Here is a 21,759-nt window from a genome sequence, read left to right on the forward strand (position 1 = left end):
TCATGTATTTATTTTCTAGAACAATGTTAGCGTTTTATCCAATATCCGAAAAACAATTATATCTCGATGCTGGCACACTTCCTGAAGATGTCATCGAGGTAAGTACCAATGTGAGAAATACTTATAATAAAACTCCTCCAGAAGGAATGAAATTAGGAGCAAACCATGAAGGGTATCCAGAGTGGATTGAAAAATCCTACGCTGAATACATGGCTACAGCCAATCTTTTGCGAACAGTGAAAATTGGCGAAGCTAATGCGTTTATGAGCAGTAAGCAGTGGCCCGGAAAAGCAGCATTAGGACGGTTGGAAAAAGCGGAGCTGGAGCAATACAATCTATGGCTTGATTATCTAGATGCACTGGAGGCTGTTGATACATCCAGCGCATCTGATATTGAATGGCCTATACTACCGGTGGTGTCGGCCAGTTAACTGGACTGGCGGAGGTATCAACCCGGCTTAACAGAACTCGATATCTCCGCCATTCATCATACAGTCTTAATTCTTCAGTGGTTACAATACCAAGATCTATAGCATCAACAATTGGCGTAATTAATGCATTTGCTGCCATCATCAATTGGCGTTTTTTAACTTCTGCTACCGCGATTAACTGTTCCTGAGAAGGGGAAGGTGACTCAATCCAACAAGGAAAACCGTTATTATCAGTAGCTCGAATTTTACCTTCTGGCGAAGAACCAGAAAATTCGTTAAAAACAGCTTCATCAACAGTAACTGCATCTATGGGCCAAGTTCCGCTTGCCTCATAAGCTGATCTCAACTCTACAGGATAAAATGCATTGGATGTTGAGCTATATACATATTTTTTCATGTTAAAAACCTACCGCGATCCATTGAATAGAAGGATAAGACACTCCAGGATAAATAGTCTGAACAAGAGCTCTTGCGCCAGTTTTATTTATTGCGAATGTTTGTGCCGTCGCCACCCATTGCCCAGAGCTACCACCGGAAAGTAAGCTGCACGCAGTTGATAAACAGGCACCAGGGAACGCAATTGGAAACGCAAAATCCATACTGAATTGTTGCCACCCACTGTAACTTGCTTCAGGTGATGCGGGTAATGTTACTGTTCCCCATTGAAGTACCAGATTTTTCTGATTGCCGAAAGCGTAAGCGGGAACAGATAACCAGCCATTAGCAGTATCAGATGCGGTAATCCCGTTCCTAGCAGCCGCCTCCCCCAAACCAAGGTTTGTAAGAGCATCAGCTACGTTTGTTAAGTCCGCTAAATTGGACTCTTTCATCAGCGCCTTTCCGGCCAAATCATAAGCTGATTTAACTGCCTTAGACGTTGCCGCAATACCTTCATCACTGCTGTTTACGGCGCTGCTTAATTTGGTTAATCCAGAAGTCGTCAGAGAAGCTGCTGGGGGAGTAACGTAGCGCTTCAGCGTTTCACCCTTGAGGGATTTATCTAAAATCCCCTGGCGAACCAACATGAGATCGCTGCCGTTTAATTCACTTGCGCAATCGAGTTCTGAAAGCGTTAGTTTTTGTTCATCAAGCAGGGCAAGAAGAGCCTGCTCTTGTTCGAGAGTTAAGGCCATAAATATTCCTTATACTTTTCCACTAAAAATATTTATATATTCGATAATTTAATGATAAAAAGTTAATATATTAAAAGGTATAATCACATAAGAAAGTAATACGTAAAAACTAAGCCAATTTTACGATGTAATTAAAAGAGATGTTTTTTACTGTATTTTCCACAGCACCAACAACATCAACAATTATTGCGTGATTATGAGAGCCTATAATCACTGCATGAGTATGGTTACCCGCCCCGGTGGCGACACCGGTAACGGTGTGCGTGTGAGCGCCTGTTGAGCTAGTTCTGTAATGACCACCGTTTGCGCGACCACTTCCACAGTCCCAGTTTGCGAAACTGTCTTTAATCGCAAACTCAGCAAGAGAATCATCGCCGACATATGTGTGATAGTGACCTCCGGCGCTAGAAGTAGAACCGGTCACGGAATGCGAGTGCACTCCTGTTGCTGTAGTTGTTCTTACGCCTAGATCTGTATCTGACGCGCGTGCGGTATGATTGTGAGCTTTGATGTTATCAAGCTCTATTGATAAAGTAGCGCGACCAGTGGCAGGAGTTCCTTTAATCATCCAACCACGCATATCAGGTATAACGCCTGTCGGATAAGCCTTAGCCAGTTGAGGATAGAGCGCTTTATCAAACGCCTGTCCCACCATCGCCGCATAGCCTTCAGGGATAGTGTCGGACGGCCAAGGTATGGGGGCACCAACTGGGTAATCCAATGCACTTTTTGCCAGATCGTAAGCCTCTTTCACCGCCTTCGGCGTCGCCGCCGTTGTTTCATCGTGACTATTAACATTGCTGTTTAGTTTTACAATACCAGACGTCGTCAATGACGCATCAGGCGGCATAACGTAGCGCTTTAACACATCGCCGGTTATCGATTTATCAATAATACCCTGACGCGTTAACATCAAATCGTCAGCGCCCAGCCCGGTGGCTGCGGGCAGCTCTGACAGGGTCGTTTTTTTCTCGCTGAGCAGCGCCAACAGCGCCAGCTCCTGTTCAAGGGTTAAGGCCATAATGTTTCCTTTGCGTTTTCCTGTAGAAAATCGCCGCTCAATGCCCAACGGCAGGTAGCCGCCGTCGGGCAATCGGAGATTGTTTGTTGTTCAAAAAGACTTTTAAGAAAGAAGAAATAAACTAGTCGGCAGGAAGTGCGGGCCAAGTGACACCGGGCGCAGCCTGAACGTCGACGCGAGACAGCTTAACGCGGTAGGCCCGCCAGGCCTTCAGCATCTCTTCATCGCCCTGTTCTGCCAACCCCAGCTCAATTGCATCATTTAGTGTTTCAATCGCCGCGTTGGCTTTCTGCTCCAAATCGCGCTTTTGCCGCGCAGCGGCTTCAACCTCGGCCTGATGCTTTGCCGCTTCGTCTGTTACCCAGTTATCGCCATTCCAACAATCAAAAGGCGTCGCTGGATGAAGTGTCGTTACGTCAGCGGGCAACGGCCCTAGCATCGTGATCTCAATAGGTTTCTGAGTTTGGGTTGAATAAGCTTCTACGCCTCGATGATCCTCTACATATTCCCAATTATCATTGATTCGACAAACGGCAAAGCCGGGTTTCGCCGAAAGCGGGACATCAATACAGCTATAAGCAGGAATGCCCACACCAACAGAAACCCATTCATCCGACTCAAAAAGAAACTCTCCTGAATCTGGGGCAACGTGATACAGGTGAACGGTTCCAGTTAATTTGGCAAAACCCAAGTCATTAAACTGAACGCCCACCATTATGCCGCCCTCACAATGTATAGGAACGCTATGTTACGGGGGCGAGTTTCAACAGCAGCAGTACCTTTTGTTAGTTGCATATCAGTACCAAAAGACCTGAAATCTCCAACAGTCCCTGTGCTATATGTTGACGACATTGAACCGCCATCTCCCGAGCCTGCAGCCGGATATTGAGTCACTCCATAATCTCCGGTTGTCATATTCCTTGTGAGCAAAGAAGCTCCGGTCCCAGTTCGCATTGTCAATCCATGTGCATGATTTTCTAATGCATCAGATTGCAAACTTAACACCCCCCGCCCCACATCCACCCCTCTCCCATCATCCCACCCGCGAATAAACTCCCCTCTCAAATCCGGCAGCCTGCCTGACGGATACCCCTGAGCCAGCTCGGGATACAACTCTTTATCAAACGCCGCGCCGTTGCACTTCAGGTAGCCTTCCGGCGCTTCTTCCATCGGGCAGGGGATCGGCATCCAGGCGGGGATCACTCGGCTGGCCAGCGTTTCGCTCTTTTCCTTTAGCTCGTTGGCGTGGCGGTAAAGGTCGCGCATCAGCCAGTTCAGATACTGGGCCGGCAGCGGCATGCCGGGGGCGTCGCGGGTTTCCGGCGTGAAGCCGTTGCGCATAATCGCCTCCGGCAGCGGGACGACGTTAATCTGCCCGTCGGGGAAGACGATGTGCTTTTCTGCAAACGTAGTCATTGAAATACTCCAGGTAAACGGTATCCGTTATCGAACACCTCATAAGTTGTACTGACGGCTAATATGCCCTTGGCGGCGCGGATTTTGGCCCGATTGGCCAATAGCGGCGTTTTTGCCGGCACCATGCCGCTCAGGCGGGCGGAGCCGATGGGGTTGCTGCCGCTCACACTCAGGCCTTCGTTATTCACCTGCAGCTCGGCGTCGCCCTGCTCGCTCGAAACGCTCAGGCCGGACGGATTCGACAACCGCCCGGTGCGTAAAGGCTCGGTGCGGCCGTAGCTGACGATAAGCGGTACGTTTTCAATCGCCGCCGGCGCGATGTCCTGCAGGATAGCCTGGCTGCCCTGCGGCACCGTCTTGCCGTTGGAAAACAGCAGCGCGCAGGCCGGGTAGCTTTCCAGATACTGAACCTCCGTCGCCTTGGTCAAAAAGCGAACGCCTTCAATCAGGTCCTGCGGCCTGGCGCGAGAGCTGTTGCTGAGAATGCGCGACTTGATAGCGGTGCGATACTCCTCGTCGCCGCGGCTTTGGCGAGCTACGCCGACGATATAGCCGCAGCCGTCCAGCTGGGCGCCTTCGGCGGTGTCCACCCAGCGCCGGTGCTTGATCGCATCCAAATCGTCGGATATCGCTTCCAGCGGCGCGACCATCGACTCCACCAGCCCTTTCACCTTCTCTTTGTCGTGAAACTGCCCGACCAGGCGCGACAGCGCGGTTTGTCTAAAAGGAATGGTCATAGGCCGATAACCTCCAGCCGGGCGGCGTCAAACACCGCCGTACTGCGCTTATCGATGGCGATGTTGTCGCTGCCGTAGTCAGGCGATGCGTCCGGCGACTCGGTCACGGCGGCTTCAATGGTGATTTGCGAAAGCCCGGTGGTGTTGGCGTAAATCGGCCCCAGCATGCGCTGGAGGATGATATCCTCACCGATGCTCAGGGTTTCACCATAGCTCATCACCGACCGCTTGATGGTGCTGATAACGTCCTGCGGCAGCGCCTCTTCGTCATACAGGCCGGTAACCCGCACGCGGATCCAGGCGTACTTTTGCGCTGCGCGCGAGAAGCAAATCCGCTGGCCGTCGCCGTTTTCATCCTTAACCAGCATGGAATTGGCGCCGTAAGTTTCGATACCGGCCGGCTTGTGCTTCCACAGCGCGTCGGCGACGCTTTGATCGCTGCCGCCCACCACCAGCGCCTCAAAGGCGTGAGGCGGAATGCCGTCTTCCGAGGTTTGGTTGGTTCGGTTCTCAAAGATCCGCACTTCGCTAACGCCGGACACGTCCTGAATCAATCGGGCGCGGATGGCCTTCACGGTCGCAGAACCCAGCGACTGGCGGGACTGCTCAAAGCGGGTGCGCAGCTCGGTGTCGCTCTCCCGTTCGCGCCCGGTAACGCCTTCAATCAGGTTACACACTTCGTCCCAGCCGCTGCGCGGCGTGACGATCTCCCGCAGAGCACCCTGCGGCAGCACCTTACGCCCTTCGTTCATCGCCACAAAGCGGGCGGGAGAACCGATGCGGCTAAACTGCATTCGCTCGCCGACCGAAAGGGCGAACGGCGTAACGCCGTCGGCGGCAAAGACCCTGAAGCTCTTATCCTTAACCTCGTAGCGAATCGCTTCAGGATTGAGCTGTTCGCCAAGCCCTGTGGCAATCTCTTCCAGCGTCGCGTTTGGGCCGCTCACGTAGCTGATAAGCGTACCGTTCACGTTAAGCACGTAGTCCGCGCCGTTTTGCACCGTCATGTCAATCAGTGTATCGATGGCGTTTGCTCGGCTGATAACGGCGTCCAGCACGCTTTGATAGCGCTGAACGCCGTCAGAGGCTTGTGCGCCGCTTTTCAATAGCGTCGATTCGCGACCATACACGGCGGCAATAGTCCAGGTCGCCGTCGCGGCAAATCGGGTAATGCCGACGTAAGACACGGCGCCGTCCAGAGATACGCCTTCGGCGCTGAACGGATACATGGCGTGGTAGGTGTCCTGCGCCTGCTCGTAAATGTTGGCCAGCGCTTCTGCCCAGATGCCCTCTAACTGACCGATAACCGAATCCGGCTGCGTGTTGATGGGGCCGAAGCGGTTAATCAGCAGGCGGTCGTACTCTTTTTTTAGTTCGGCCAGCCTCTTAACGGCATAGCCCTCTTTTGTTAAAGCCATTTTTAGTTACCTTTGTAGCTGACCAAACCATAAGGCGTTTTGACGGCAAACTGCACTGTCAGTAAGCGCGTCTGCCGGTCAAAGTCATAGTTGAACTGAGCTATCTCCCGTACACCGTCCACCTCAAGAATGCTGTTTTTGAGGGCGGCTAGCGCGCCGTTGAGAGTTATCTGCTTGCCTAAGATCTGTTGAAGATACGGCGTGCCGAAAGCGGTATTTAAAAACCACTCTCCGCGCCACAGCTTCAGCTTTATCTGTAGCTGCTGATGCACCCGTTCGGCGCCGTCTACCCAGGTCAGATCGTTACGACGCAGGTCGAGATCGCCTGAGGCGTCAAGCTTTAGATCGATCATTGCGCGGGTCCCGTCGATGGCCCATCGTGTTCACGGTGGGTGTGTTGAATAAGAGAAATGCCGCTGCCCTGAACGTCGCCGGTGGCTTTGACCGTACCGTTGATGGTGGCGCCGCCGCGCCCGGACATACCGGACTGATAGCTAAGCTGCCCAACGGTTGTCAAAAGCCCCTTGTTCAGCGTCTCCGGCGTGGTGATTTCGACGCCGGCCGGCGCGTTGATCAAAAGCTTCCCGTCCTCGGTCAGAGCCACGTAGGCATCATTGAAGTAAAGCTGCATCTGGTCGTTTTCCGCACCGCGTTCGGTCGCCGCGCCGAATCCGCCGACGATGCAGTAGGCGTCGTTAAGAGAGAAGCGCCGCTCGTCGTCGCTGCCGTCCACCGCCTGCTGGCAGAACACCAGCAGGCACTTGTCCCCCGGGCGTACCGGCCCCTTCACGCCCGCTTTGTCGCCGGCAAAGCGGGGCCACATGACGGGGACGTTGGGGATGACGGGGTAGTCCAAAGCTGTTCCATCGATAAACTTTTGTTGAGGGATGGGTTTAACGCTGGCTATACCCGCCGAATAGCTTTCAATAACGCCATCAACCGCCGTATTTATTTGACTGGTTTCTGACTGAATCAGCGACTGAAACGCCTGCATTAGATTATTATTTTCCGCCATTGTCTTTCCTCTGCTGAATTGACTTCAATTCACATTCAGTTACCCAATCTCCTTGGAAAGTATCACCGCTATGGGTTACAACCTCAGCACGGAAAAAGGCTCTTGGGCGCTCCGTTCTGTCTTTATCCGCACTCGGATCCAGCAACAGCATGTCACTCTCAAGTCCCACATAGCAGCCAGGATAAAGGCGTGGTTGTAAAAGGCTTTTTACCCGATAGCCTTCAATTTGATATTGGGTTTTATCCGACTGACTTTCCGACAAAATAAGCTGTGACGGAGGAGAAGATTCCCCTTGAGACTTATTTCTTGTAGAATCAACGATGCGTGTTGGAATACCTACCAGCCCATTTTCTGGCGTTAAAACTACTAGCTCATCGCCAATAGGGTTATCCTTACTTAAAATCTGAATTTCGTGATTTTGAATTGACCAAGTCAACCCCAGATATTGACAAATATCACGCATCGCCGTTTCCGCCCGGCCACAAAAAGAGAATCCTCTTTGATAAGGCTTATCAACGATGTTTTCCGGCATTGCTTTAACGGGCAAACCAAAAGACTCAGCGACATCATGAAGGATATCCAGTGCAGAAGTACCGGGTGAATAGCTTAGAGACAGCTTTGTCTGCCGAAGCGGCAAAGCACCATCACGAACAGACAGTTCAGTGATAGTGTCATTCCCCTCTCGGACCGTCCAAGCACTAACCACCGTCCCTGTAAATATAGTGACGGGGCCAATATCATCTTCATATCCGGCCTTCAAAATGACATTATTATTAACGCGCTCTACTAAATTACGCGTTTGGTTATTCATGTTATAGATTTTTAGCGCCAGCTTATTAGTCGTTTTATCGTTATCTTTCGTAATTTCAAAAGAAAAACGCAGGTCGTTAATAATAACGGCCTTGCCGTTAGCTTCACCAACGACTAATTCGGCGACACGATTAAACAGCATACCGCCTCTCTATATATCTAAAAGATGATTAAGTCGTTAGTTTCGAGTCTTATACAGCAGAAGATGGTCATTCCCCAAAGAATAGAAATCCGGCCTGGACTTTCCGCTATAATTATCCATAAAGATAAACTCGCCTTCAGGTACAGAAAGCTGATAGCGCCTTAGCAACGGAATATCCTTTACCATTTTTACGCCACTAACGATGGGATCGCCATTTCGTAAACCTAAAGATAAATACCAATATTCACCGAATTCATTCCAAGTAACTCTTAGCGTCATTGGTTTATTATCTAACGTAATATCCATTTGCTGATCGGCAATACCTGTATCTAACGGTATTTTTAATACTGTCGACATGTGTTACCCCCTCACTTAATAGGACAATAAGCGTTTGTTACTTATCCGCATTAATTTCAATCTCTATTGAGTTTTCAATCGTCGTCGTCGTTTTATTCTCAACGTAAACAGTCGTATCAGAATCCGCTGTCGATGGATACGTTGGGCCCTTATTCTTTTTCGGAGATGACTTCCTTTCCGTTTCCGGAGAATCAGACTGCTTAGGATTAATTCCTGCCTCTTCAGCATCAACAACCAGCGTAGAAACGCGGCGGATATGGGTAAAAGTTGCAGAAAACTCGATTGAATCGCCTTCACCAACCTTACGGGGTATCGATAGTCTCGTTAATACCATATCGGGATAAGTTCGATATTTGGTGTAAACGATCACAGGCTGTCGGTCATCCAGCAATTGTCTTAGCTGGTCAAACGCTTTTTGCACGTTTGATTCAGAATTTAGCAGTTCAAGAATGGACTCGACAAACTTTCCTCGCCAGCGCTCAATCGTCGAATTGCTGATGACACCGGAAATTTCTAACGAATCCGGTTTCACCTGCACGTGATCCGCAACCATAACTCCTGTCTCAACCGGATTGGAAGTAACGTCAGCCGTCCAGGTGTGACTTTCGTTGGTGACCACATCAAATTCCATATTGACACTGTCACCTTGAAAACCGACAACGCCGGAAGGGGAACTCAATAGCTTTGTTAAAATGCCCCAAACGCTACTCATGACAAACCTCCTGTCACTACCGCCGTCAACTGCTTCTCCCCTTGCTTTACACCTTCCATTGCGGCCAAACGAATATCATTAGCCTGCTGCTCTGGCGTGCCTGGTAGAACGTTTATTTGAAACTGGGGATTGCTGTTAACCGTATAGTTTGCCGAATTAGACGATGCCGCAGAAGCCGCCATATCCGGCGTTACGGTTTGTGGGTACACTTCAGTCGGCGGCTTCCCCTCTCCTTCAGGGCTAGCTTCCTGTTCCTTAGACGCCTGATATTTCTTATAAGCATGATAGCCCAGTCGAATGGCCCCTTCCGCAGCCAGAGATGCCCAGCCCAGCGGTGTGGCCAATCTCCCCACTCTCAGACCAACAGAGGCTACCTTTCCTAACACGCTCAGTATCTTGCCGTTGCCTAACAGGCTCTTACCGACAGAAAATGCCCCACCGGCAACTGATTTAATTACGCCAGGCGCCTTGCTAATCAGGTTTTTCCCCATCGACGCCAGCGGACCAGCCATATGCGCAATCAGACCTGCCCCCCGGCTTAGAAGACCACCACCTTTACCAACAACTCGCCCAGCAGCGGATTTAGCAACGTCTTTTCCCTTAGATACAAGCGAGCCAATCTTGTCAAAAAGTCCTTTGCCAAAGTTAAACGCCGACTTTGCTCGCTCTTTCCCTGAAGCAATCAGGTTTGAGGCCTTCTCTTTACCTGAGGAAAAAAATGCTTTTGCCTTTTCCCCACCAGAAGAAAGCACACCACCCACTTTCCCTTTTACCGCATTGAATACCCCTTTCGCTTTATCCTTTCCTGCAGAAAATAGCTCCTTAGCTTTAGTACCTGCTGAGGAAATGGCACCTTTAGCACGCGAATAGCCTTGACTTACCCCCGACATGACTCTTTTAGCTATGGAGCTAGCCGTTTTGCCTATAGCAGAGAATACTTGTCCTGCTCGGCGGCCAATAAAGGATGCGGTATTGGAGATGACGCTTTTTCCGGCAGTGAAAATCCCTTTAACCAGCCCTTTTGCTGCCGATAACACCTTACCGATTCCGCCAACAATATTTTTGAGGGCAGGCCCCAATCCTTTAAGTTTCTTTAAAGCGTCGAGAATAGAGAGCAGATCGGCGATAAAACCGACGATTTTCGCGATTGTGTCAAAAGCGCCGCTTCCACCACCCTTATCGCCATCCCCCTTTTCACAGCAACAAGGATCACTGTCAACCTCCGGAACGGGCGTACACTCCCACTTTGGCGTACATTCTGACTTTGACGCAGGTTGCGATACGTTCACTTTCAGCGAGATATCATTCTTAATCCGCTCGCTGATATGGGAAATAAAAAAGAACTTTTTTACTGATTGATTAATTTGTGGGGAAGACTTCGCCAAAACCTTGGCAGAAACGCGGCTTAATCCGCTTAAGATATGGTTAATATTGCCAGAAAGCTGCTTTACTTGTACTGATGCAACCTTCTGGGTAACACCTATCTCGATGCCAATATTTTTAGCGACGTCATCGATTTTTTTATTTAATTTTTCCAATCCAGGCAGCGACGCTTTTAGCCCATTAAGTACAGGCATAACGTCAGCCGTTCCCTGAGTAAGATTGCTCATGCTTGACTCTCCAACTGCGCCTGTAAGCGTATCGCTTCACGCATATCCAATAGCGCATTGAGTTTTAGTAAATCGTCGACATCAACCTCACCGTTTTTAACCTCGCGTAACGTGATCAAGCGGGCCATTATCGGACGCCATATCCATAACTCTTGCTGCAGATCCTCTCGAAGGGTTCCCGCACTATCGCTGCTTATTCCCCGCCCGCCGGAACGCTGTCTTGAAACCCAAAGTGGGCGCTGGCGCGTTCGATAAAAGGGGCGAAGTTTAGCTTCAGCACCTCCCACACCAGAAGATAAAAGTCCAGTAAAGTGTCGACGTTAAAGCACATATTCATATCGGAGATAGAAGCAATTTTTCTTTTATCTTCAATAGAATAAACAGCCGATGCCGCCAGAATAGGAAAAATGATTTTTTCATGCGCTTCTTCATCAAGCCCGGAGAACAGATCCAGAAGGTTTACGTCATCGGAGCTATCCGCCTGAGAAAACGCCGTCAGCGCAGGAGCTGCGACATTCTTTATCTTGAGAAGAAAGCGCCCAGCGTCAAACGCGTTCATTTTCTTTGCCGTATATTCGCGGTTACTAATAATAAAAGTTTCGACTTGCATGTTCGTTTTCCTAAAAAAAGGGAGGCATAAGCCTCCCAAATACATAATTTCAGATAAAGATAGAGCGAGGATGAGCTAGTTAAATACGAGACTTAGTTACCGCCGACGTAGACCTTCAGGTCAGCACATTCGAAAGACCACAGTCGCTCCGAAATGTCTTTACCAAAAGAAACGTCCGGCACGTTCTTCAGCCACGCATGCCCTGCCGAACACAGCGTACGGCCGTTGCCGTCAGTGACGCTGATAGGTAAAACGGGAGAACCGTCTTCGTTAAAGTTGTCCACGTAAAACAGATCGGAAAGCTCGTCGTTGACTTTACTGGTCTGCAACAGCTTAATTTCAATCGTTCCGGACTTGTTAGCATTGCGCACGCGCGCTACGCCGCCGTCGATACCCACTTTTGACGTATAAAGCCCTTCTGCGCGCTTCACCGAAATCGCATCCCCATCGCTGAAGCCGGAAATCAGTACCGGTCCAACGGTCACAAACACCTGATCGCCTTTGTAAGTGCCAGTTAATTCTGCTGCCATCGTTTATTGCTCCTGTTAGCGATTAATTACTGTAGTTCGTACGACAGATTGCCGTCGATGTTGGTTAAATGAATAGCGCCGGCCAGGCGAGCGGAGAACGACAGGTTCAACACGCGGGCAGCCTTGTCCTGGAACGGAACTTCGACGCTCCGAGGATAGGTCACAACAAAGCCTTTAACGCTGTTGCCGTCGGCGTCGATTTCGTCCGGCGCGATGCCGCCGACGCGCTGGCCTTCCGTCAGGCAGCCGGTCAGGTTGTTGACGATAAGCGCAATGCCGCCGTCGGTATAAGGCACCTTGTTGCGGTTGATCATCAGCGTGCTCAGGCTGGTCTGGATGGTGTCGGCCAACCAGTCGCGGAAGCGGATAACGTCAACCCATTCGCCACTGACCACTTTGCCCGGCGTCGTCAGGTAGATTTGCGGCGCAAAGCGCTCAAAGGTGTTGCCGCCCTTCTTCACGATGGTCTGCTGTTCGGTCGCACTCCAGTCGGAGGCCTGAACGCCGGAAAGCTGCTTAAGCGCCCAGGTTTCACCGCCCGGCGCGATGGTAAAGCAGCGCCCCATCCAGGCCATTTCCAGATACTGTTCGGTGGCGTGCTTATCGACAATCACCGCCGTGCGCAGGAAGCGTTTGGCCATCAGCCGAGACAGAACGTCTGCCGAGTTGGACGCGTCGGTAATTTGCGCATCGGCGCTGGAGGTAAAGAAGATCTTGGTTTGCGTCTCGGCCCACTCTGCCGCCGCCATTTGTAAATCGGCATCGCGCTTGGTCAGCGCAAAGCCGTACCAGTTGGCGTCTTCAGACTGGATAGCGCTAAGCTGTACGCCCAGAGAAGCGGCATCGATCGCGCCTTCAGCGCTGACGTCCAGACGGCCTACTTTACACATTTGCGGACGAGGCGTTTGGCTAAACACCGCCTGCAGCGCCTTCAATACCTCAGCCGGCAGATTGTCCTCGACCGCCGCGTTGTAATCCTGATACACGCGAACGCGCTCGGAGAAAGCCGTCAGCGGCGCCACAATCATCGGAACGCCAAACACGCCACGCGCAACGCTGGTCGTACTCAGAGCAATATTTACGTTCACAATTTGATTCAGAGAACCCATTGTTTTACCTCGTTATGTTAAAAGTAATATCGCCGCCGTCGGTGGCGGCATGAACACGCTCAATGACGCTCACGGCGTCCTTGATTGTCACGGAGTAGTGGATGAAAAAGCTCAAGTAGGTTTCTGAATTCGGCGTCCACTGGGCGTCTTCCTTCATTTCCGTCTTAAGCTGCGGGCTCCCCTCTACCCCAATTTGCGCCAGCTGAAAACGCTCTGACACAGAAACCCTTCTGAACCCGTCAATAACCGGCATCAGCGCCTCAACCGGGTCGCAGCCCGTGCAGTGAATGGCAATCTCTGCGCGCCGCTGGCCGCGAATAAGCAGGTTGCCTTCGTCATCGACGGACTTTGCCACCTCATCGCCCATGCCTAACGCAGTAAGAGAGACAACGCTCAGCTCCGCGTACGCAGACGACGGAGGAGCTTCTCCTTTTGCGATCAGGCTGACGTTCAGTAAAGGCTGTAACAACGCCTTTAACCGCTGTTCAATGGTTGTTGTCATGAAAACCTCAGAAATGAACAGAGTGAGAAAAAGAAAAAGCCCCGCAAGCGCGGGGCCCAAGTGCAGTACGCCAACGAAGGCTAAACGTCGGACTCGTTGGGCTTATCCCCTTTTTATCCATCGTCGCCCAGACAGACTGGAAGCACCCGCGCAAGCGCCGACGCATTCTTTAGCCCTTCGCCTCATAGGGAAAAGCGCGTACCAAAAAATCCTAATCCTGTCTTCCTACGCCTAAAAAGCAAAAGGCCCACATCAAAGATGCGGGCCTTGCTTAACAACGTTTAAGATACAGTTTTATGACTTTATAGTGGTTACTATACCTGATAATCAGATTGAGTCAACCCCTTTTAGTTGTTTTTATCACAACCAAAACAATAATCAGGGTTATGCAAGCTACAGTAGCCTGAATATTACCGCAGGCGTTCAATATTCCGAATGCCCAGAAGCCGCTCGTTACACTGCTCAATCACCGCCAGCAGCTCGGCAACGTACCCTGGATAATCACCGTAGTTCTTCACGCGGTATTCCGGCGCCAGGCAGGGCTGTAACAGGCTATCTGGCATCGGCAGCGGCATTGACGGCAGAGACTCTTTCACACAGCCGCAGAGTAACAGCATCAGGAACGCGCTGACCGGCACACGGAACGGCGCGCTGAACGTCGTCCAGCTCGGTACGAAGTCGCCCCGCCTCGCGGTCGCTTTCATTTTTTTTCTTCGCCACATCGTCCAGCACCTCCTGAATTTGCGCATATTGGCGCCTTAACCCTTCCACGCTGGCTCTTTCAACTTTCAGTTCGCTTTCGGCCAGTTCCAGCTTTGCGCCAAGCGATTTCATCTGGCCGAAGGCCCACCAAACGACAATGCCCAGAAGAACAATCACGACGCCAGGCGCGGCATGCCTAATCAGCGCATTCATGATTCAAACATCCTCTTTTCTAACCGCCGCCGCCGCTCTAGCCCAGCAAGGCGCTTACCGTTGGCATAAACCCAACGGAAAAACTCCTCTGCGGCGCCGGCGTAATCCCGAGCGTTAAGCTTACGCAGCAGCGTGGAAGTGCTCAGCGCACGCGTCCCGCAGTTAAAGGCAAAAGAGACCAGCGCATCAAACTGCCCCTGCGTCAGAGGGACGCGAACCAGAATGCGGACGTCTTGCTCAACGCGCACCAAATCCGCCTTTAGGTAGCGTTCAGCCTGCGCCGAGGAAATTTCATCGTTGGGCCTCACGCCCGAAGTGTGGCCGTAGCCGATGGTCCACACGCCGGCCGGGCACAGGTAGGCCTTCAGGCGGCAGGACTCAAAAGACTTGATAAGATCGACGCCCTGCTGACTAATCATCATGTCGCACTTCCCCCAAACGCTTTAGGAAGCGCTTTTCCAGCAGCTTAATAAACTCAGCGCCGGACCACCCGGCCAGCCCCGCCGCACCGCCGGCAAACTCGGCCGCCCAGTGGTAATAGCTGGCCGCCAGCAGCACCATGGCGCCGGTAAACACGGCCACGATGGCCTGAAGAAAAAGAATCGACCAGCGAAACTCCTCTCCGTTCAGGATCCTATAGGCATAGCTCGCCACGGCGCCCAGCAGCGTCATAACCAGAACCAGAACGTGGCTTATCACGTTATAACTTTGTAATTCTTTCATTGGCATGGAGTTCCCCCGTATAAAAAGCACAAAAAAGGGCCTCCAAAGGAGGCCCTGAATGAACGCATAGATATTGAATCAAGCCTGAACTCAGGCGATCGACATGGACAGGCGCGATAGCGCCATAACAAAAAAGCCCACGGATAAGTGGGCTTTTAAACTTGGTGTCTGGATATATAAAGGTGACTTTATAGTGCTTACTATACCTGATAATCAGATTGAGTCAACCATTTTAAGTTGTTTTTACAACTTTTGCTTTTTTACTCTCTATCATGCAAATGCCGCCCTGTGCGGCGGCATTTGATAAAAATCGTGATGATAAATTGCTGTGAAAAATCACTTTCCTATACGGAAAGAACCTCCCCCGTTTGAACGAAAATCTGCCCGGCGATAAACGCCTCGGCAATGCGTAGGATCCCCGCAACGTAGCTCTGCGCTTTTCCAAGCTGCTTGGCCAGCTTGGTTTGACTAATGCGATAAACATAGTGTGCAATCACCAGCTTATAAGCCAAACTGTCGAAATGGCGCAGCCCGGCGACGGCGGAATCCACCACCATCCCCTGCTTGTCATCGGAACGAAAAAGCGTCGAAGACTCTCCCGGTAAAGACGCCTGAAAGGTGACGTTAACCTTCGCATATTCCGTACCTACGCCGCAGCGAGCCCAGTTGCCCCACATCTCTAATGTCGTTTTAATACTGTCCATTATCCCCCCGAAAAATAACAACAATAAGTTGTACAACTATAGTAATCGATCATTATCGGTTGATCAACACAAATTAGTTGTTATAGTAGAGTTCTATTTCGCTGTATTTTCCCAAACCGATTACATCAAAGAGAATGCCTATGCAAACGTTAGCAGAACGCGTCGCCTGGAGGCGCGAACAGTTAGGCTTAAGTCAAAAAACGCTGGCGGAAAAAATCCGGGTGAGCCAGCAGTCGATTAATAAAATAGAGTCTGGGCAAACCAAGGCGCCGCGTAATCTGGATAAGCTGGCCGAGGCGCTGAGCGTACCGCCCCAGTGGCTGATGTTCGGCGACGAACACGTCAAGGTCAAATCCGCTGAAGTGTATGACTCGGAAATTAAGGCCAGCAGCCTGAAGGTCGAAGAGTGGGAATCCATGAACCACGACAGGGACGAGTTTGTAGAAGTCTCGATGCTTAACGTCGAAGCCGCCTGCGGCGATGGCGCAATGGCGGAGAACGAGCATGAAATTTATGCGCTGCCGTTTCGCCGCTACACCCTGCGCAGGATGGGCGTCAACGCGCGCAACGCGCGCGTAGTCAGAGTTATTGGCAACAGCATGGCGCCGATGCTGCGAAGCGGCGACGTGGTTGGTATCGACACGGCTAATAATTCGCCTATCATCGATGGCGACCTCTATGCTATCCGTGACGGCAACCTGATCCGCGTGAAGCAGCTAATTCCTCGTCCGGACGGCGGTATTATTATTAAAAGCTTTAATAATACCGATTATCCTGACGAACATTTGAGTCGGGAAGAATTTGAACAAAGAATTCACATCATTGGGCGAGTATTCTGGTCCTCTACACTTTGGTAACACCCTGTTTACACCCACCCTACGCGCCGCGATCCCATGCGGCGCCGCCTTTCCCTCGGAAACGCCGCACCACGTTTAATCTTTTCAGAATATTTCTCGCTGTATATCAACAAAGTCGCAAAAAAACGTTGCAAACACGTTGTAATGATGCATTAAATTAATCAACACACATTAATCATCTTAAAAAATTAAAACAGATAATATTTACTAGTAAGTAATAATACAGCTATAATACAACGATACAAAAAAGGAGAAGAGCGCACATGGGAAGTTCATTTACACCAACGGAAGACATTTTAAACCTATATTTATCTATACAGGACGATTTTCCTTACGAGGAGATTCACCTGACCCGTCTCAGCATGCATACCTATGCAAAACTGCTTGAATACCGGAATAAAAACTTCAAAACCTTGGGTATCAATGAAACCCTCTTTATGGCGTTAATTATTCTGAATACTCAGGAAGACAAGTCGATACAACCATCGGAACTCAGCCTGGCGCTAGGCTCATCAAGAACGAACGCAACGCGCATTGCCGACGATCTTGAGAAGAAAGGTTGGATCGTGCGTAAAGAGAGCGATCGAGATCGCCGCTGTCTGCATCTGTTCCTGACTCAGGCGGGACAAGACTTCCTAAACAGCCTTCTTCCACAGCAAAACGCCAATCTGTTAAAGATTTGGTCGGCGTTTTCCAAAGAAGAACGCGAGCAGCTGGACCTCTTGAACCGCAAGCTGCTAACGCGTTTAGAAACTCTCGACCCTGCATAACGGTTGTTTTTAACCTTCATACCGGGCTGTGCCTCTTAACGGCTTTCACTTAGCAAACCGTTAAGAAGCGCAGCCTTAGCGTTTTTATCATTTAGCTAAATATGCGTTTATTACGCACAACGATAAATAACTGCATCATTTTCCTGCCCTATCGTTTGATTTGCTTATAAACTATAGCGTTCACGAACACGTTGTATGGCCCGTTTTTGGCTTTCTCCAACCGCTCTATCAAAGGTGATATCGAATGTCCGCGGATACTTCAGCCCCGCAGCCCAATAAGAAAAAACGCTCACGTAAGCTGGCCATGTGGATTGCAGCCACGCTGTTTATCGTCGCCGGCGCGGGTTATTCCATTTACTGGTTCGTCGCTCTTCGCCATCACCAAACGACGGATGACGCCTACGTAGCGGGCAACCAGGTGCAGGTGATGTCGCAAATTTCAGGCAACGTCACGGCTATCTACGCAGACAATACCGATAAAGTTAAAAAAGGCGACGTGCTGGTCATGTTAGACCAAACGGACGCCCGGCAGGCCTTCGAGCGGGCGCAAACGGCGCTGGCCAACAGCGTTCGCCAGACGCACCAGCTGATAATCAATAACCGTCAGCTTAAGGCCAATATCGAGCTTAAAACCACAGCCCTCAATCAGGCGCTGGCAGACTTAAACCGCAGAGAAACGCTGGGCAAAACCGGCGCTATCGGTAAAGAAGAGCTGCAGCACGCCAGAGACGCCGCGGCCAGCGCCCGCGCCGAGCTGGAAGTGGCGATGCAACAGTATCATTCAAACAACGCGCTGGTGTTGGGCACGCCGCTGGAGCAGCACCCTTCCGTTCTTCACGCCTCGTCGCAGCTGCGTGACGCCTGGCTGACGCTACAAAGAACTAAAATCGTTGCCCCGGTAGACGGCTACGTCTCTCGTCGGAGCGTACAGGTCGGCGCACAAATCACGGCCAACACGCCGCTCATGGTCATTGTTCCCGCCGAGCGGGTTTGGGTTGACGCCAACTTCAAAGAAACCCAATTGGCCAACATGCGCATTGGCCAACCGGTTAAGGTTATCAGCGACTTTTACGGCGAGGACGTGGTTTATAAAGGCACCGTCGTCGGTTTGGACATGGGAACAGGAAGCGCGTTCTCGCTCCTGCCCGCACAAAACGCCACCGGCAACTGGATCAAGGTCGTTCAACGTCTTCCGGTCAGAATCGCACTGGATCCGGAGCAGGTAGCACAGCACCCGCTGCGCATAGGCCTATCGATGGACGTCACCGTTGACACGGCGAATCAGGAAGGAGACGTTCTGGCGAAGGCGCCGAGAAACGAAGTGGTCTACCAAACTGACGCGCTGACCCACTCGCTGGCCCCTGTCGATAAGCTTATCGCGGAGATTGTGCGCACTAACGCCGGGCAGCCTGAGGCCAAATGAAAACGCCCGCAGCGCCGCTAGAGGGCGCCAAACTCGGCTGGATCACGCTGGCGCTTGCGCTGGCGACCTTTATGCAGATTTTGGACTCAACCATTGCCAACGTCGCTATTCCTACGATTTCCGGCGATCTTGGCTCTTCCCTGTCGCAGGGAACCTGGGTCATTACGTCTTTCGGCGTCGCCAACGCGATTTCTATCCCGCTCACCGGCTGGTTGGCCAAACGTCTGGGCGAAGTCCGCCTGTTTATGGCCGCCACCATTCTGTTCGTCGTTGCGTCATGGCTGTGTGGCATGTCGCACAGCCTGGAAATGCTGATCGCGTCTCGGGTGCTGCAAGGGCTGGTGGCGGGCCCCATCATGCCGCTGTCGCAGAGCCTGCTGTTAAATAACTACCCTCCTCTTAAGCGCAGCATGGCGCTGGCGCTGTGGTCAATGACCGTGACCGTCGCCCCCATCTTTGGCCCAATACTCGGCGGCTGGATCAGCGACAACTACCACTGGGGGTGGATTTTCTACATCAACGTGCCGGTGGGCGTCGCGGTTGTCTCTATCACCTGGCTCATCCTTAAGGACAGAGAAACCGCTACTGAAATCAAGCCGATTGATACCGTAGGGCTCGTGCTGCTGGTGGTCGGCATCGGCTGTTTCCAGATGCTGCTCGACCGGGGAAAAGAGCTGGACTGGTTTGAATCGACGGAGATTATCACGCTCTCCATCATTGCGGTTGTCGCCATTACCTTCCTCATCATATGGGAGCTGACGGACGACCATCCGATTGTCGATCTTTCTCTGTTCAAATCGCGCAACTTCACCATTGGCTGCCTGTGCACCAGCCTGGCGTTTATGCTGTATATCGGCTCGATCGTTTTGCAGCCTCAGCTTTTGCAGGTCGTCTTTGGCTATACCGCCACCTGGGCCGGGCTTGCCGCGGCGCCAATCGGGCTGATACCGCTGATGCTGGCGCCGGTCATCGGCAAATACGGCCCCAAAATCGACCTCCGTCGCTTGGTAACGTTCAGCTTTATCGTTTACGCCGCCTGCTTCTATTGGCGCGCCTATACCTTTGAGCCCCAAATGGGATTTGGCGCCGTCGCCTGGCCGCAGTTCGTTCAGGGCTTCGCCGTTGCCTGCTTCTTTATGCCGTTGACGACCATCACCCTTTCCGACGTGGAGCCGTCAAAAATCGCCGCCGCTTCCAGCCTGTCGAACTTTCTAAGAACGCTGGCGGGATCGGTCGGTACGTCGATCACCACAACTGGATGGACCCAGCGCGAGTCGCTCCACCACACGCGTCTAACGGAAGCGATTACGCCCTATAATCCGATAGCGCAGCAGACCTACGACTCGCTGGAAAAGCTGGGAATGAGTTCAACTCAGGCTTCCGCCTACCTCAACAACCAGATAACCAATCAGGGCCTGATTATGTCCGCTAACGAGATTTTCTGGCTCAGCGGTGGGATATTTCTCGTTCTGCTGCTGTTCGTCTGGTTCGCCAAGCCGCCGTTCATCATCGGCGGAGGTAGCGCTCGCCCCAGCGGCGGCGAACATTAGCGGAATAACCCACAAAAAACCCCGCCGTTCGGCGGGGTTCGTTTAGCCAAACGGTCACGCTTTCACAGCCTACCCAATCGATAAGCCATCGCTACGTTTCTGGCGGTCATTTTCACGTTGTCCGCCGCCTGCTTGAGGGCATCGTCCAACGAAGTGATTTTGTACAGTACGCTAAAGACGGCATCCAGCCCGTGCTGATAAACCACCTCAACGTCGCTGCTCAGGCTTCCGGCGATAGCAATCACCGGTTTGCCGTAGCGCTTGGACACGCGCGCCACGCCAATTGGCACCTTGCCGTTTACCGTTTGGCTGTCGATGCGGCCCTCGCCGGTAATGACCAGATCCGCATCTTTAACCGCGTCGGCAAGGCCAACCGCCTCGGTGACGATCTCTATGCCGGGTCGAAGTTCCGCCCCCAAAAACGCCAGCAGCGCAGCCCCCATGCCGCCCGCCGCGCCGGAACCCGGCACGTCGTTGACGTCCTGCCCCAGGTCGCGTTTAATCGCCTGCGCATAGTGCAGCAGGTTCGCGTCCAGCGTGGCTATCATCTCCTGCGTTGCGCCCTTCTGCGGGCCAAAGATGGCGGATGCGCCCTGCGGCCCGGTCAATGGATTGGTCACGTCACAGGCTACCTCAAATCGGCAGGATTTAATGCGCTTGTCCATACCGCTGGCGTCTATCCTGTCCAGCCTGGCGAGCTCTGCGCCGCCGAAGCCTATCTCTTTACCCTCTTTATCGAGCAGCTTTGCGCCCAGCGCCTGCACCATGCCGGCGCCGCCGTCATTGGTTGCGCTGCCGCCGATGCCGATAATGCAGTGAGTCACGCCGCGATCCAGCGCCTTGGCTATCAGCTCTCCGGTACCGTAAGAGGTTGTCACCATTGGATTACGTCGGCTAACCGGCACCCTTTCCAGACCGCTGGCTGCCGCCATCTCAATAATGGCGTAACGCTCATCGCCGGACAGGCCGAGGAAAGCTTCTCCCTGTTCGCCTAATGGATCGGTCACGTCTACAGTAAGAATCGTTCCTGACGTAGCGGCTACCATCGCGTCAACGGTACCCTCTCCCCCGTCAGCAACGGGCAGCTTAACGTACTGCGCATCGGGGAAAATCTCACGGAACCCGGCCTCAATCTGCCGCGCAACGTCCAGCGCGCTCAGGCTCTCTTTGTAGGAATCCGGTGCGATGACTATTTTCATAACCTGTCCATATAAAAGATAACTAAATGACCAGAGTAATACGTTCCGTTAGCGCCGCGGACGCG

General features: G+C 51.9%; 29 protein-coding genes. 5 read left to right on the forward strand and 24 right to left on the reverse strand.

The window, feature by feature from the left end; all coding sequences use genetic code 11:
- Positions 1–2: 2 nt before the first annotated feature.
- Positions 3–431, forward strand: coding sequence for a tail fiber assembly protein (locus V8L73_RS13425; protein ID WP_347253227.1), 429 nt, complete (start codon positions 3–5; stop codon positions 429–431).
- Here V8L73_RS13425 and V8L73_RS13430 read toward each other — a convergent pair.
- The 23 genes from V8L73_RS13430 to V8L73_RS13540 form a co-directional block, all read right to left on the reverse strand.
- The gene (locus tag V8L73_RS13430; RefSeq protein WP_347253228.1) at positions 403–828 is read right to left on the reverse strand and encodes a tail fiber assembly protein; all 426 of its coding nucleotides are present in this window, start codon (positions 826–828) and stop codon (positions 403–405) included. The two genes, V8L73_RS13425 and V8L73_RS13430, sit on opposite strands and share 29 nt — an antisense overlap.
- A 1-nt stretch (position 829) precedes the next feature.
- The gene (locus V8L73_RS13435) at positions 830–1,564 is read right to left on the reverse strand and encodes a phage tail protein (protein WP_347253229.1); all 735 of its coding nucleotides are present in this window, start codon (positions 1,562–1,564) and stop codon (positions 830–832) included.
- 109 nt (positions 1,565–1,673) lie between these two features.
- Positions 1,674–2,585 (reverse strand): phage tail protein, encoded by a 912-nt coding sequence (locus V8L73_RS13440; protein WP_347253230.1) that lies wholly within the window; start codon positions 2,583–2,585, stop codon positions 1,674–1,676.
- A gap of 121 nt (positions 2,586–2,706) precedes the next feature.
- Positions 2,707–3,300: a tail fiber assembly protein gene (locus tag V8L73_RS13445; protein WP_347253231.1), complete on the reverse strand. Its 594-nt coding sequence runs from the start codon at positions 3,298–3,300 to the stop codon at positions 2,707–2,709.
- Positions 3,300–4,001 carry a phage tail protein gene (locus V8L73_RS13450; RefSeq protein WP_347253232.1) on the reverse strand — a complete coding sequence of 234 codons (702 nt, stop codon included), beginning with the start codon at positions 3,999–4,001 and terminating at the stop codon, positions 3,300–3,302. The genes V8L73_RS13445 and V8L73_RS13450 overlap by 1 nt, the downstream gene beginning before the upstream one ends.
- The gene (locus V8L73_RS13455) at positions 3,998–4,738 is read right to left on the reverse strand and encodes a DUF2612 domain-containing protein (protein ID WP_261832904.1); all 741 of its coding nucleotides are present in this window, start codon (positions 4,736–4,738) and stop codon (positions 3,998–4,000) included. The genes V8L73_RS13450 and V8L73_RS13455 overlap by 4 nt, the downstream gene beginning before the upstream one ends.
- Positions 4,735–6,156: a hypothetical protein gene (locus V8L73_RS13460; protein ID WP_347253233.1), complete on the reverse strand. Its 1,422-nt coding sequence runs from the start codon at positions 6,154–6,156 to the stop codon at positions 4,735–4,737. The genes V8L73_RS13455 and V8L73_RS13460 overlap by 4 nt, the downstream gene beginning before the upstream one ends.
- Before the next feature lie 2 nt (positions 6,157–6,158).
- Positions 6,159–6,509: a hypothetical protein gene (locus V8L73_RS13465; RefSeq protein WP_027274614.1), complete on the reverse strand. Its 351-nt coding sequence runs from the start codon at positions 6,507–6,509 to the stop codon at positions 6,159–6,161.
- On the reverse strand, positions 6,506–7,171 hold the full coding sequence (locus V8L73_RS13470; protein ID WP_347253234.1) for a Gp138 family membrane-puncturing spike protein: 666 nt from the start codon (positions 7,169–7,171) through the stop codon (positions 6,506–6,508). The genes V8L73_RS13465 and V8L73_RS13470 overlap by 4 nt, the downstream gene beginning before the upstream one ends.
- Complete coding sequence (locus V8L73_RS13475) at positions 7,158–8,123, reverse strand: phage protein (protein ID WP_347253235.1); 966 nt, start codon at positions 8,121–8,123, stop codon at positions 7,158–7,160. The genes V8L73_RS13470 and V8L73_RS13475 overlap by 14 nt, the downstream gene beginning before the upstream one ends.
- A gap of 36 nt (positions 8,124–8,159) precedes the next feature.
- Positions 8,160–8,480 (reverse strand): phage baseplate plug family protein, encoded by a 321-nt coding sequence (locus V8L73_RS13480; protein WP_347253236.1) that lies wholly within the window; start codon positions 8,478–8,480, stop codon positions 8,160–8,162.
- A gap of 37 nt (positions 8,481–8,517) precedes the next feature.
- Positions 8,518–9,192, reverse strand: a complete 675-nt coding sequence (locus V8L73_RS13485) for a phage baseplate protein (protein WP_347253237.1) — start codon at positions 9,190–9,192, stop codon at positions 8,518–8,520.
- Entirely contained in the window at positions 9,189–10,802 is a 1,614-nt protein-coding gene (locus tag V8L73_RS13490) for a hypothetical protein (RefSeq protein WP_347253238.1), read from the reverse strand. Before V8L73_RS13490 ends, V8L73_RS13485 begins: the two co-directional genes overlap by 4 nt.
- Entirely contained in the window at positions 10,799–10,930 is a 132-nt protein-coding gene (locus V8L73_RS13495; RefSeq protein WP_347253239.1) for a hypothetical protein, read from the reverse strand. Before V8L73_RS13495 ends, V8L73_RS13490 begins: the two co-directional genes overlap by 4 nt.
- A 65-nt stretch (positions 10,931–10,995) precedes the next feature.
- Positions 10,996–11,412, reverse strand: coding sequence for a phage tail assembly chaperone (locus tag V8L73_RS13500; RefSeq protein ID WP_347253240.1), 417 nt, complete (start codon positions 11,410–11,412; stop codon positions 10,996–10,998).
- 92 nt (positions 11,413–11,504) lie between these two features.
- Positions 11,505–11,942, reverse strand: a complete 438-nt coding sequence (locus V8L73_RS13505) for a phage structural protein (protein ID WP_347253241.1) — start codon at positions 11,940–11,942, stop codon at positions 11,505–11,507.
- Between the two features lie 26 nt (positions 11,943–11,968).
- Positions 11,969–13,051 carry a DUF3383 family protein gene (locus tag V8L73_RS13510; protein WP_347253242.1) on the reverse strand — a complete coding sequence of 361 codons (1,083 nt, stop codon included), beginning with the start codon at positions 13,049–13,051 and terminating at the stop codon, positions 11,969–11,971.
- Positions 13,052–13,055: 4 nt separating this feature from the next.
- Entirely contained in the window at positions 13,056–13,553 is a 498-nt protein-coding gene (locus V8L73_RS13515; protein ID WP_347253243.1) for a phage neck terminator protein, read from the reverse strand.
- A gap of 410 nt (positions 13,554–13,963) precedes the next feature.
- The gene (gene lysC / locus V8L73_RS13520) at positions 13,964–14,116 is read right to left on the reverse strand and encodes an Rz1-like lysis system protein LysC (protein ID WP_261833084.1); all 153 of its coding nucleotides are present in this window, start codon (positions 14,114–14,116) and stop codon (positions 13,964–13,966) included.
- A complete protein-coding gene (locus tag V8L73_RS13525; RefSeq protein ID WP_347253244.1) occupies positions 14,106–14,468 on the reverse strand; it encodes a hypothetical protein in 363 nt (120 codons plus the stop codon). Before V8L73_RS13525 ends, lysC begins: the two co-directional genes overlap by 11 nt.
- A complete protein-coding gene (locus V8L73_RS13530) occupies positions 14,465–14,890 on the reverse strand; it encodes a lysozyme (RefSeq protein ID WP_027274623.1) in 426 nt (141 codons plus the stop codon). Before V8L73_RS13530 ends, V8L73_RS13525 begins: the two co-directional genes overlap by 4 nt.
- Complete coding sequence (locus V8L73_RS13535) at positions 14,880–15,191, reverse strand: phage holin family protein (RefSeq protein WP_309297255.1); 312 nt, start codon at positions 15,189–15,191, stop codon at positions 14,880–14,882. The genes V8L73_RS13530 and V8L73_RS13535 overlap by 11 nt, the downstream gene beginning before the upstream one ends.
- Before the next feature lie 344 nt (positions 15,192–15,535).
- A complete protein-coding gene (locus V8L73_RS13540) occupies positions 15,536–15,895 on the reverse strand; it encodes an antiterminator Q family protein (protein WP_081650780.1) in 360 nt (119 codons plus the stop codon).
- Between the two features lie 140 nt (positions 15,896–16,035).
- On the opposite strand from V8L73_RS13540, the gene V8L73_RS13545 reads away from it, so the two are divergent.
- The 4 genes from V8L73_RS13545 to emrB all read left to right on the forward strand — a co-directional run bounded on the left by V8L73_RS13545 (position 16,036) and on the right by emrB (position 20,495).
- Positions 16,036–16,752 (forward strand): XRE family transcriptional regulator, encoded by a 717-nt coding sequence (locus tag V8L73_RS13545; protein ID WP_027274627.1) that lies wholly within the window; start codon positions 16,036–16,038, stop codon positions 16,750–16,752.
- 263 nt (positions 16,753–17,015) lie between these two features.
- Entirely contained in the window at positions 17,016–17,522 is a 507-nt protein-coding gene (gene mprA, locus V8L73_RS13550) for a transcriptional repressor MprA (RefSeq protein ID WP_027274628.1), read from the forward strand.
- Between the two features lie 244 nt (positions 17,523–17,766).
- Positions 17,767–18,945 (forward strand): multidrug efflux MFS transporter periplasmic adaptor subunit EmrA, encoded by a 1,179-nt coding sequence (gene emrA, locus V8L73_RS13555; RefSeq protein WP_347253245.1) that lies wholly within the window; start codon positions 17,767–17,769, stop codon positions 18,943–18,945.
- Positions 18,942–20,495: a multidrug efflux MFS transporter permease subunit EmrB gene (emrB, locus tag V8L73_RS13560; RefSeq protein ID WP_347253246.1), complete on the forward strand. Its 1,554-nt coding sequence runs from the start codon at positions 18,942–18,944 to the stop codon at positions 20,493–20,495. Before emrA ends, emrB begins: the two co-directional genes overlap by 4 nt.
- Positions 20,496–20,557: 62 nt before the next feature.
- Here the strand turns inward: emrB and V8L73_RS13565 are convergent, their stop codons facing one another.
- A complete protein-coding gene (locus V8L73_RS13565) occupies positions 20,558–21,694 on the reverse strand; it encodes a glycerate kinase (protein WP_347253247.1) in 1,137 nt (378 codons plus the stop codon).
- Positions 21,695–21,759: the final 65 nt, after the last annotated feature.

The organism is Leminorella grimontii, assembly GCF_039789245.1.
GTDB lineage: Bacteria > Pseudomonadota > Gammaproteobacteria > Enterobacterales > Enterobacteriaceae > Leminorella > Leminorella grimontii.

Excerpts from the sequence above, each read along its gene's own strand:
- V8L73_RS13565 (WP_347253247.1), bottom strand. The coding sequence starts at position 21,694 with ATGAAAATAGTCATCGCACCGGATTCCTACAAAGAGAGCCTGAGCGCG.
- mprA (WP_027274628.1), top strand. The coding sequence starts at position 17,016 with ATGGGAAGTTCATTTACACCAACGGAAGACATTTTAAACCTATATTTA.
- V8L73_RS13535 (WP_309297255.1), bottom strand. The coding sequence starts at position 15,191 with ATGAAAGAATTACAAAGTTATAACGTGATAAGCCACGTTCTGGTTCTG.
- V8L73_RS13430 (WP_347253228.1), bottom strand. The coding sequence starts at position 828 with ATGAAAAAATATGTATATAGCTCAACATCCAATGCATTTTATCCTGTA.
- V8L73_RS13505 (WP_347253241.1), bottom strand. The coding sequence starts at position 11,942 with ATGGCAGCAGAATTAACTGGCACTTACAAAGGCGATCAGGTGTTTGTG.
- lysC (WP_261833084.1), bottom strand. The coding sequence starts at position 14,116 with ATGCCAGATAGCCTGTTACAGCCCTGCCTGGCGCCGGAATACCGCGTG.
- V8L73_RS13460 (WP_347253233.1), bottom strand. The coding sequence starts at position 6,156 with ATGGCTTTAACAAAAGAGGGCTATGCCGTTAAGAGGCTGGCCGAACTA.
- emrA (WP_347253245.1), top strand. The coding sequence starts at position 17,767 with ATGTCCGCGGATACTTCAGCCCCGCAGCCCAATAAGAAAAAACGCTCA.
- V8L73_RS13540 (WP_081650780.1), bottom strand. The coding sequence starts at position 15,895 with ATGGACAGTATTAAAACGACATTAGAGATGTGGGGCAACTGGGCTCGC.
- V8L73_RS13440 (WP_347253230.1), bottom strand. The coding sequence starts at position 2,585 with ATGGCCTTAACCCTTGAACAGGAGCTGGCGCTGTTGGCGCTGCTCAGC.
- V8L73_RS13445 (WP_347253231.1), bottom strand. The coding sequence starts at position 3,300 with ATGGTGGGCGTTCAGTTTAATGACTTGGGTTTTGCCAAATTAACTGGA.
- V8L73_RS13455 (WP_261832904.1), bottom strand. The coding sequence starts at position 4,738 with ATGACCATTCCTTTTAGACAAACCGCGCTGTCGCGCCTGGTCGGGCAG.
- V8L73_RS13425 (WP_347253227.1), top strand. The coding sequence starts at position 3 with ATGTATTTATTTTCTAGAACAATGTTAGCGTTTTATCCAATATCCGAA.
- V8L73_RS13530 (WP_027274623.1), bottom strand. The coding sequence starts at position 14,890 with ATGATGATTAGTCAGCAGGGCGTCGATCTTATCAAGTCTTTTGAGTCC.
- V8L73_RS13470 (WP_347253234.1), bottom strand. The coding sequence starts at position 7,171 with ATGGCGGAAAATAATAATCTAATGCAGGCGTTTCAGTCGCTGATTCAG.
- V8L73_RS13515 (WP_347253243.1), bottom strand. The coding sequence starts at position 13,553 with ATGACAACAACCATTGAACAGCGGTTAAAGGCGTTGTTACAGCCTTTA.
- V8L73_RS13450 (WP_347253232.1), bottom strand. The coding sequence starts at position 4,001 with ATGACTACGTTTGCAGAAAAGCACATCGTCTTCCCCGACGGGCAGATT.
- V8L73_RS13495 (WP_347253239.1), bottom strand. The coding sequence starts at position 10,930 with ATGGCCCGCTTGATCACGTTACGCGAGGTTAAAAACGGTGAGGTTGAT.
- V8L73_RS13465 (WP_027274614.1), bottom strand. The coding sequence starts at position 6,509 with ATGATCGATCTAAAGCTTGACGCCTCAGGCGATCTCGACCTGCGTCGT.
- V8L73_RS13545 (WP_027274627.1), top strand. The coding sequence starts at position 16,036 with ATGCAAACGTTAGCAGAACGCGTCGCCTGGAGGCGCGAACAGTTAGGC.
- V8L73_RS13490 (WP_347253238.1), bottom strand. The coding sequence starts at position 10,802 with ATGAGCAATCTTACTCAGGGAACGGCTGACGTTATGCCTGTACTTAAT.
- V8L73_RS13500 (WP_347253240.1), bottom strand. The coding sequence starts at position 11,412 with ATGCAAGTCGAAACTTTTATTATTAGTAACCGCGAATATACGGCAAAG.
- V8L73_RS13525 (WP_347253244.1), bottom strand. The coding sequence starts at position 14,468 with ATGAATGCGCTGATTAGGCATGCCGCGCCTGGCGTCGTGATTGTTCTT.
- emrB (WP_347253246.1), top strand. The coding sequence starts at position 18,942 with ATGAAAACGCCCGCAGCGCCGCTAGAGGGCGCCAAACTCGGCTGGATC.
- V8L73_RS13510 (WP_347253242.1), bottom strand. The coding sequence starts at position 13,051 with ATGGGTTCTCTGAATCAAATTGTGAACGTAAATATTGCTCTGAGTACG.
- V8L73_RS13485 (WP_347253237.1), bottom strand. The coding sequence starts at position 9,192 with ATGAGTAGCGTTTGGGGCATTTTAACAAAGCTATTGAGTTCCCCTTCC.
- V8L73_RS13475 (WP_347253235.1), bottom strand. The coding sequence starts at position 8,123 with ATGCTGTTTAATCGTGTCGCCGAATTAGTCGTTGGTGAAGCTAACGGC.
- V8L73_RS13435 (WP_347253229.1), bottom strand. The coding sequence starts at position 1,564 with ATGGCCTTAACTCTCGAACAAGAGCAGGCTCTTCTTGCCCTGCTTGAT.
- V8L73_RS13480 (WP_347253236.1), bottom strand. The coding sequence starts at position 8,480 with ATGTCGACAGTATTAAAAATACCGTTAGATACAGGTATTGCCGATCAG.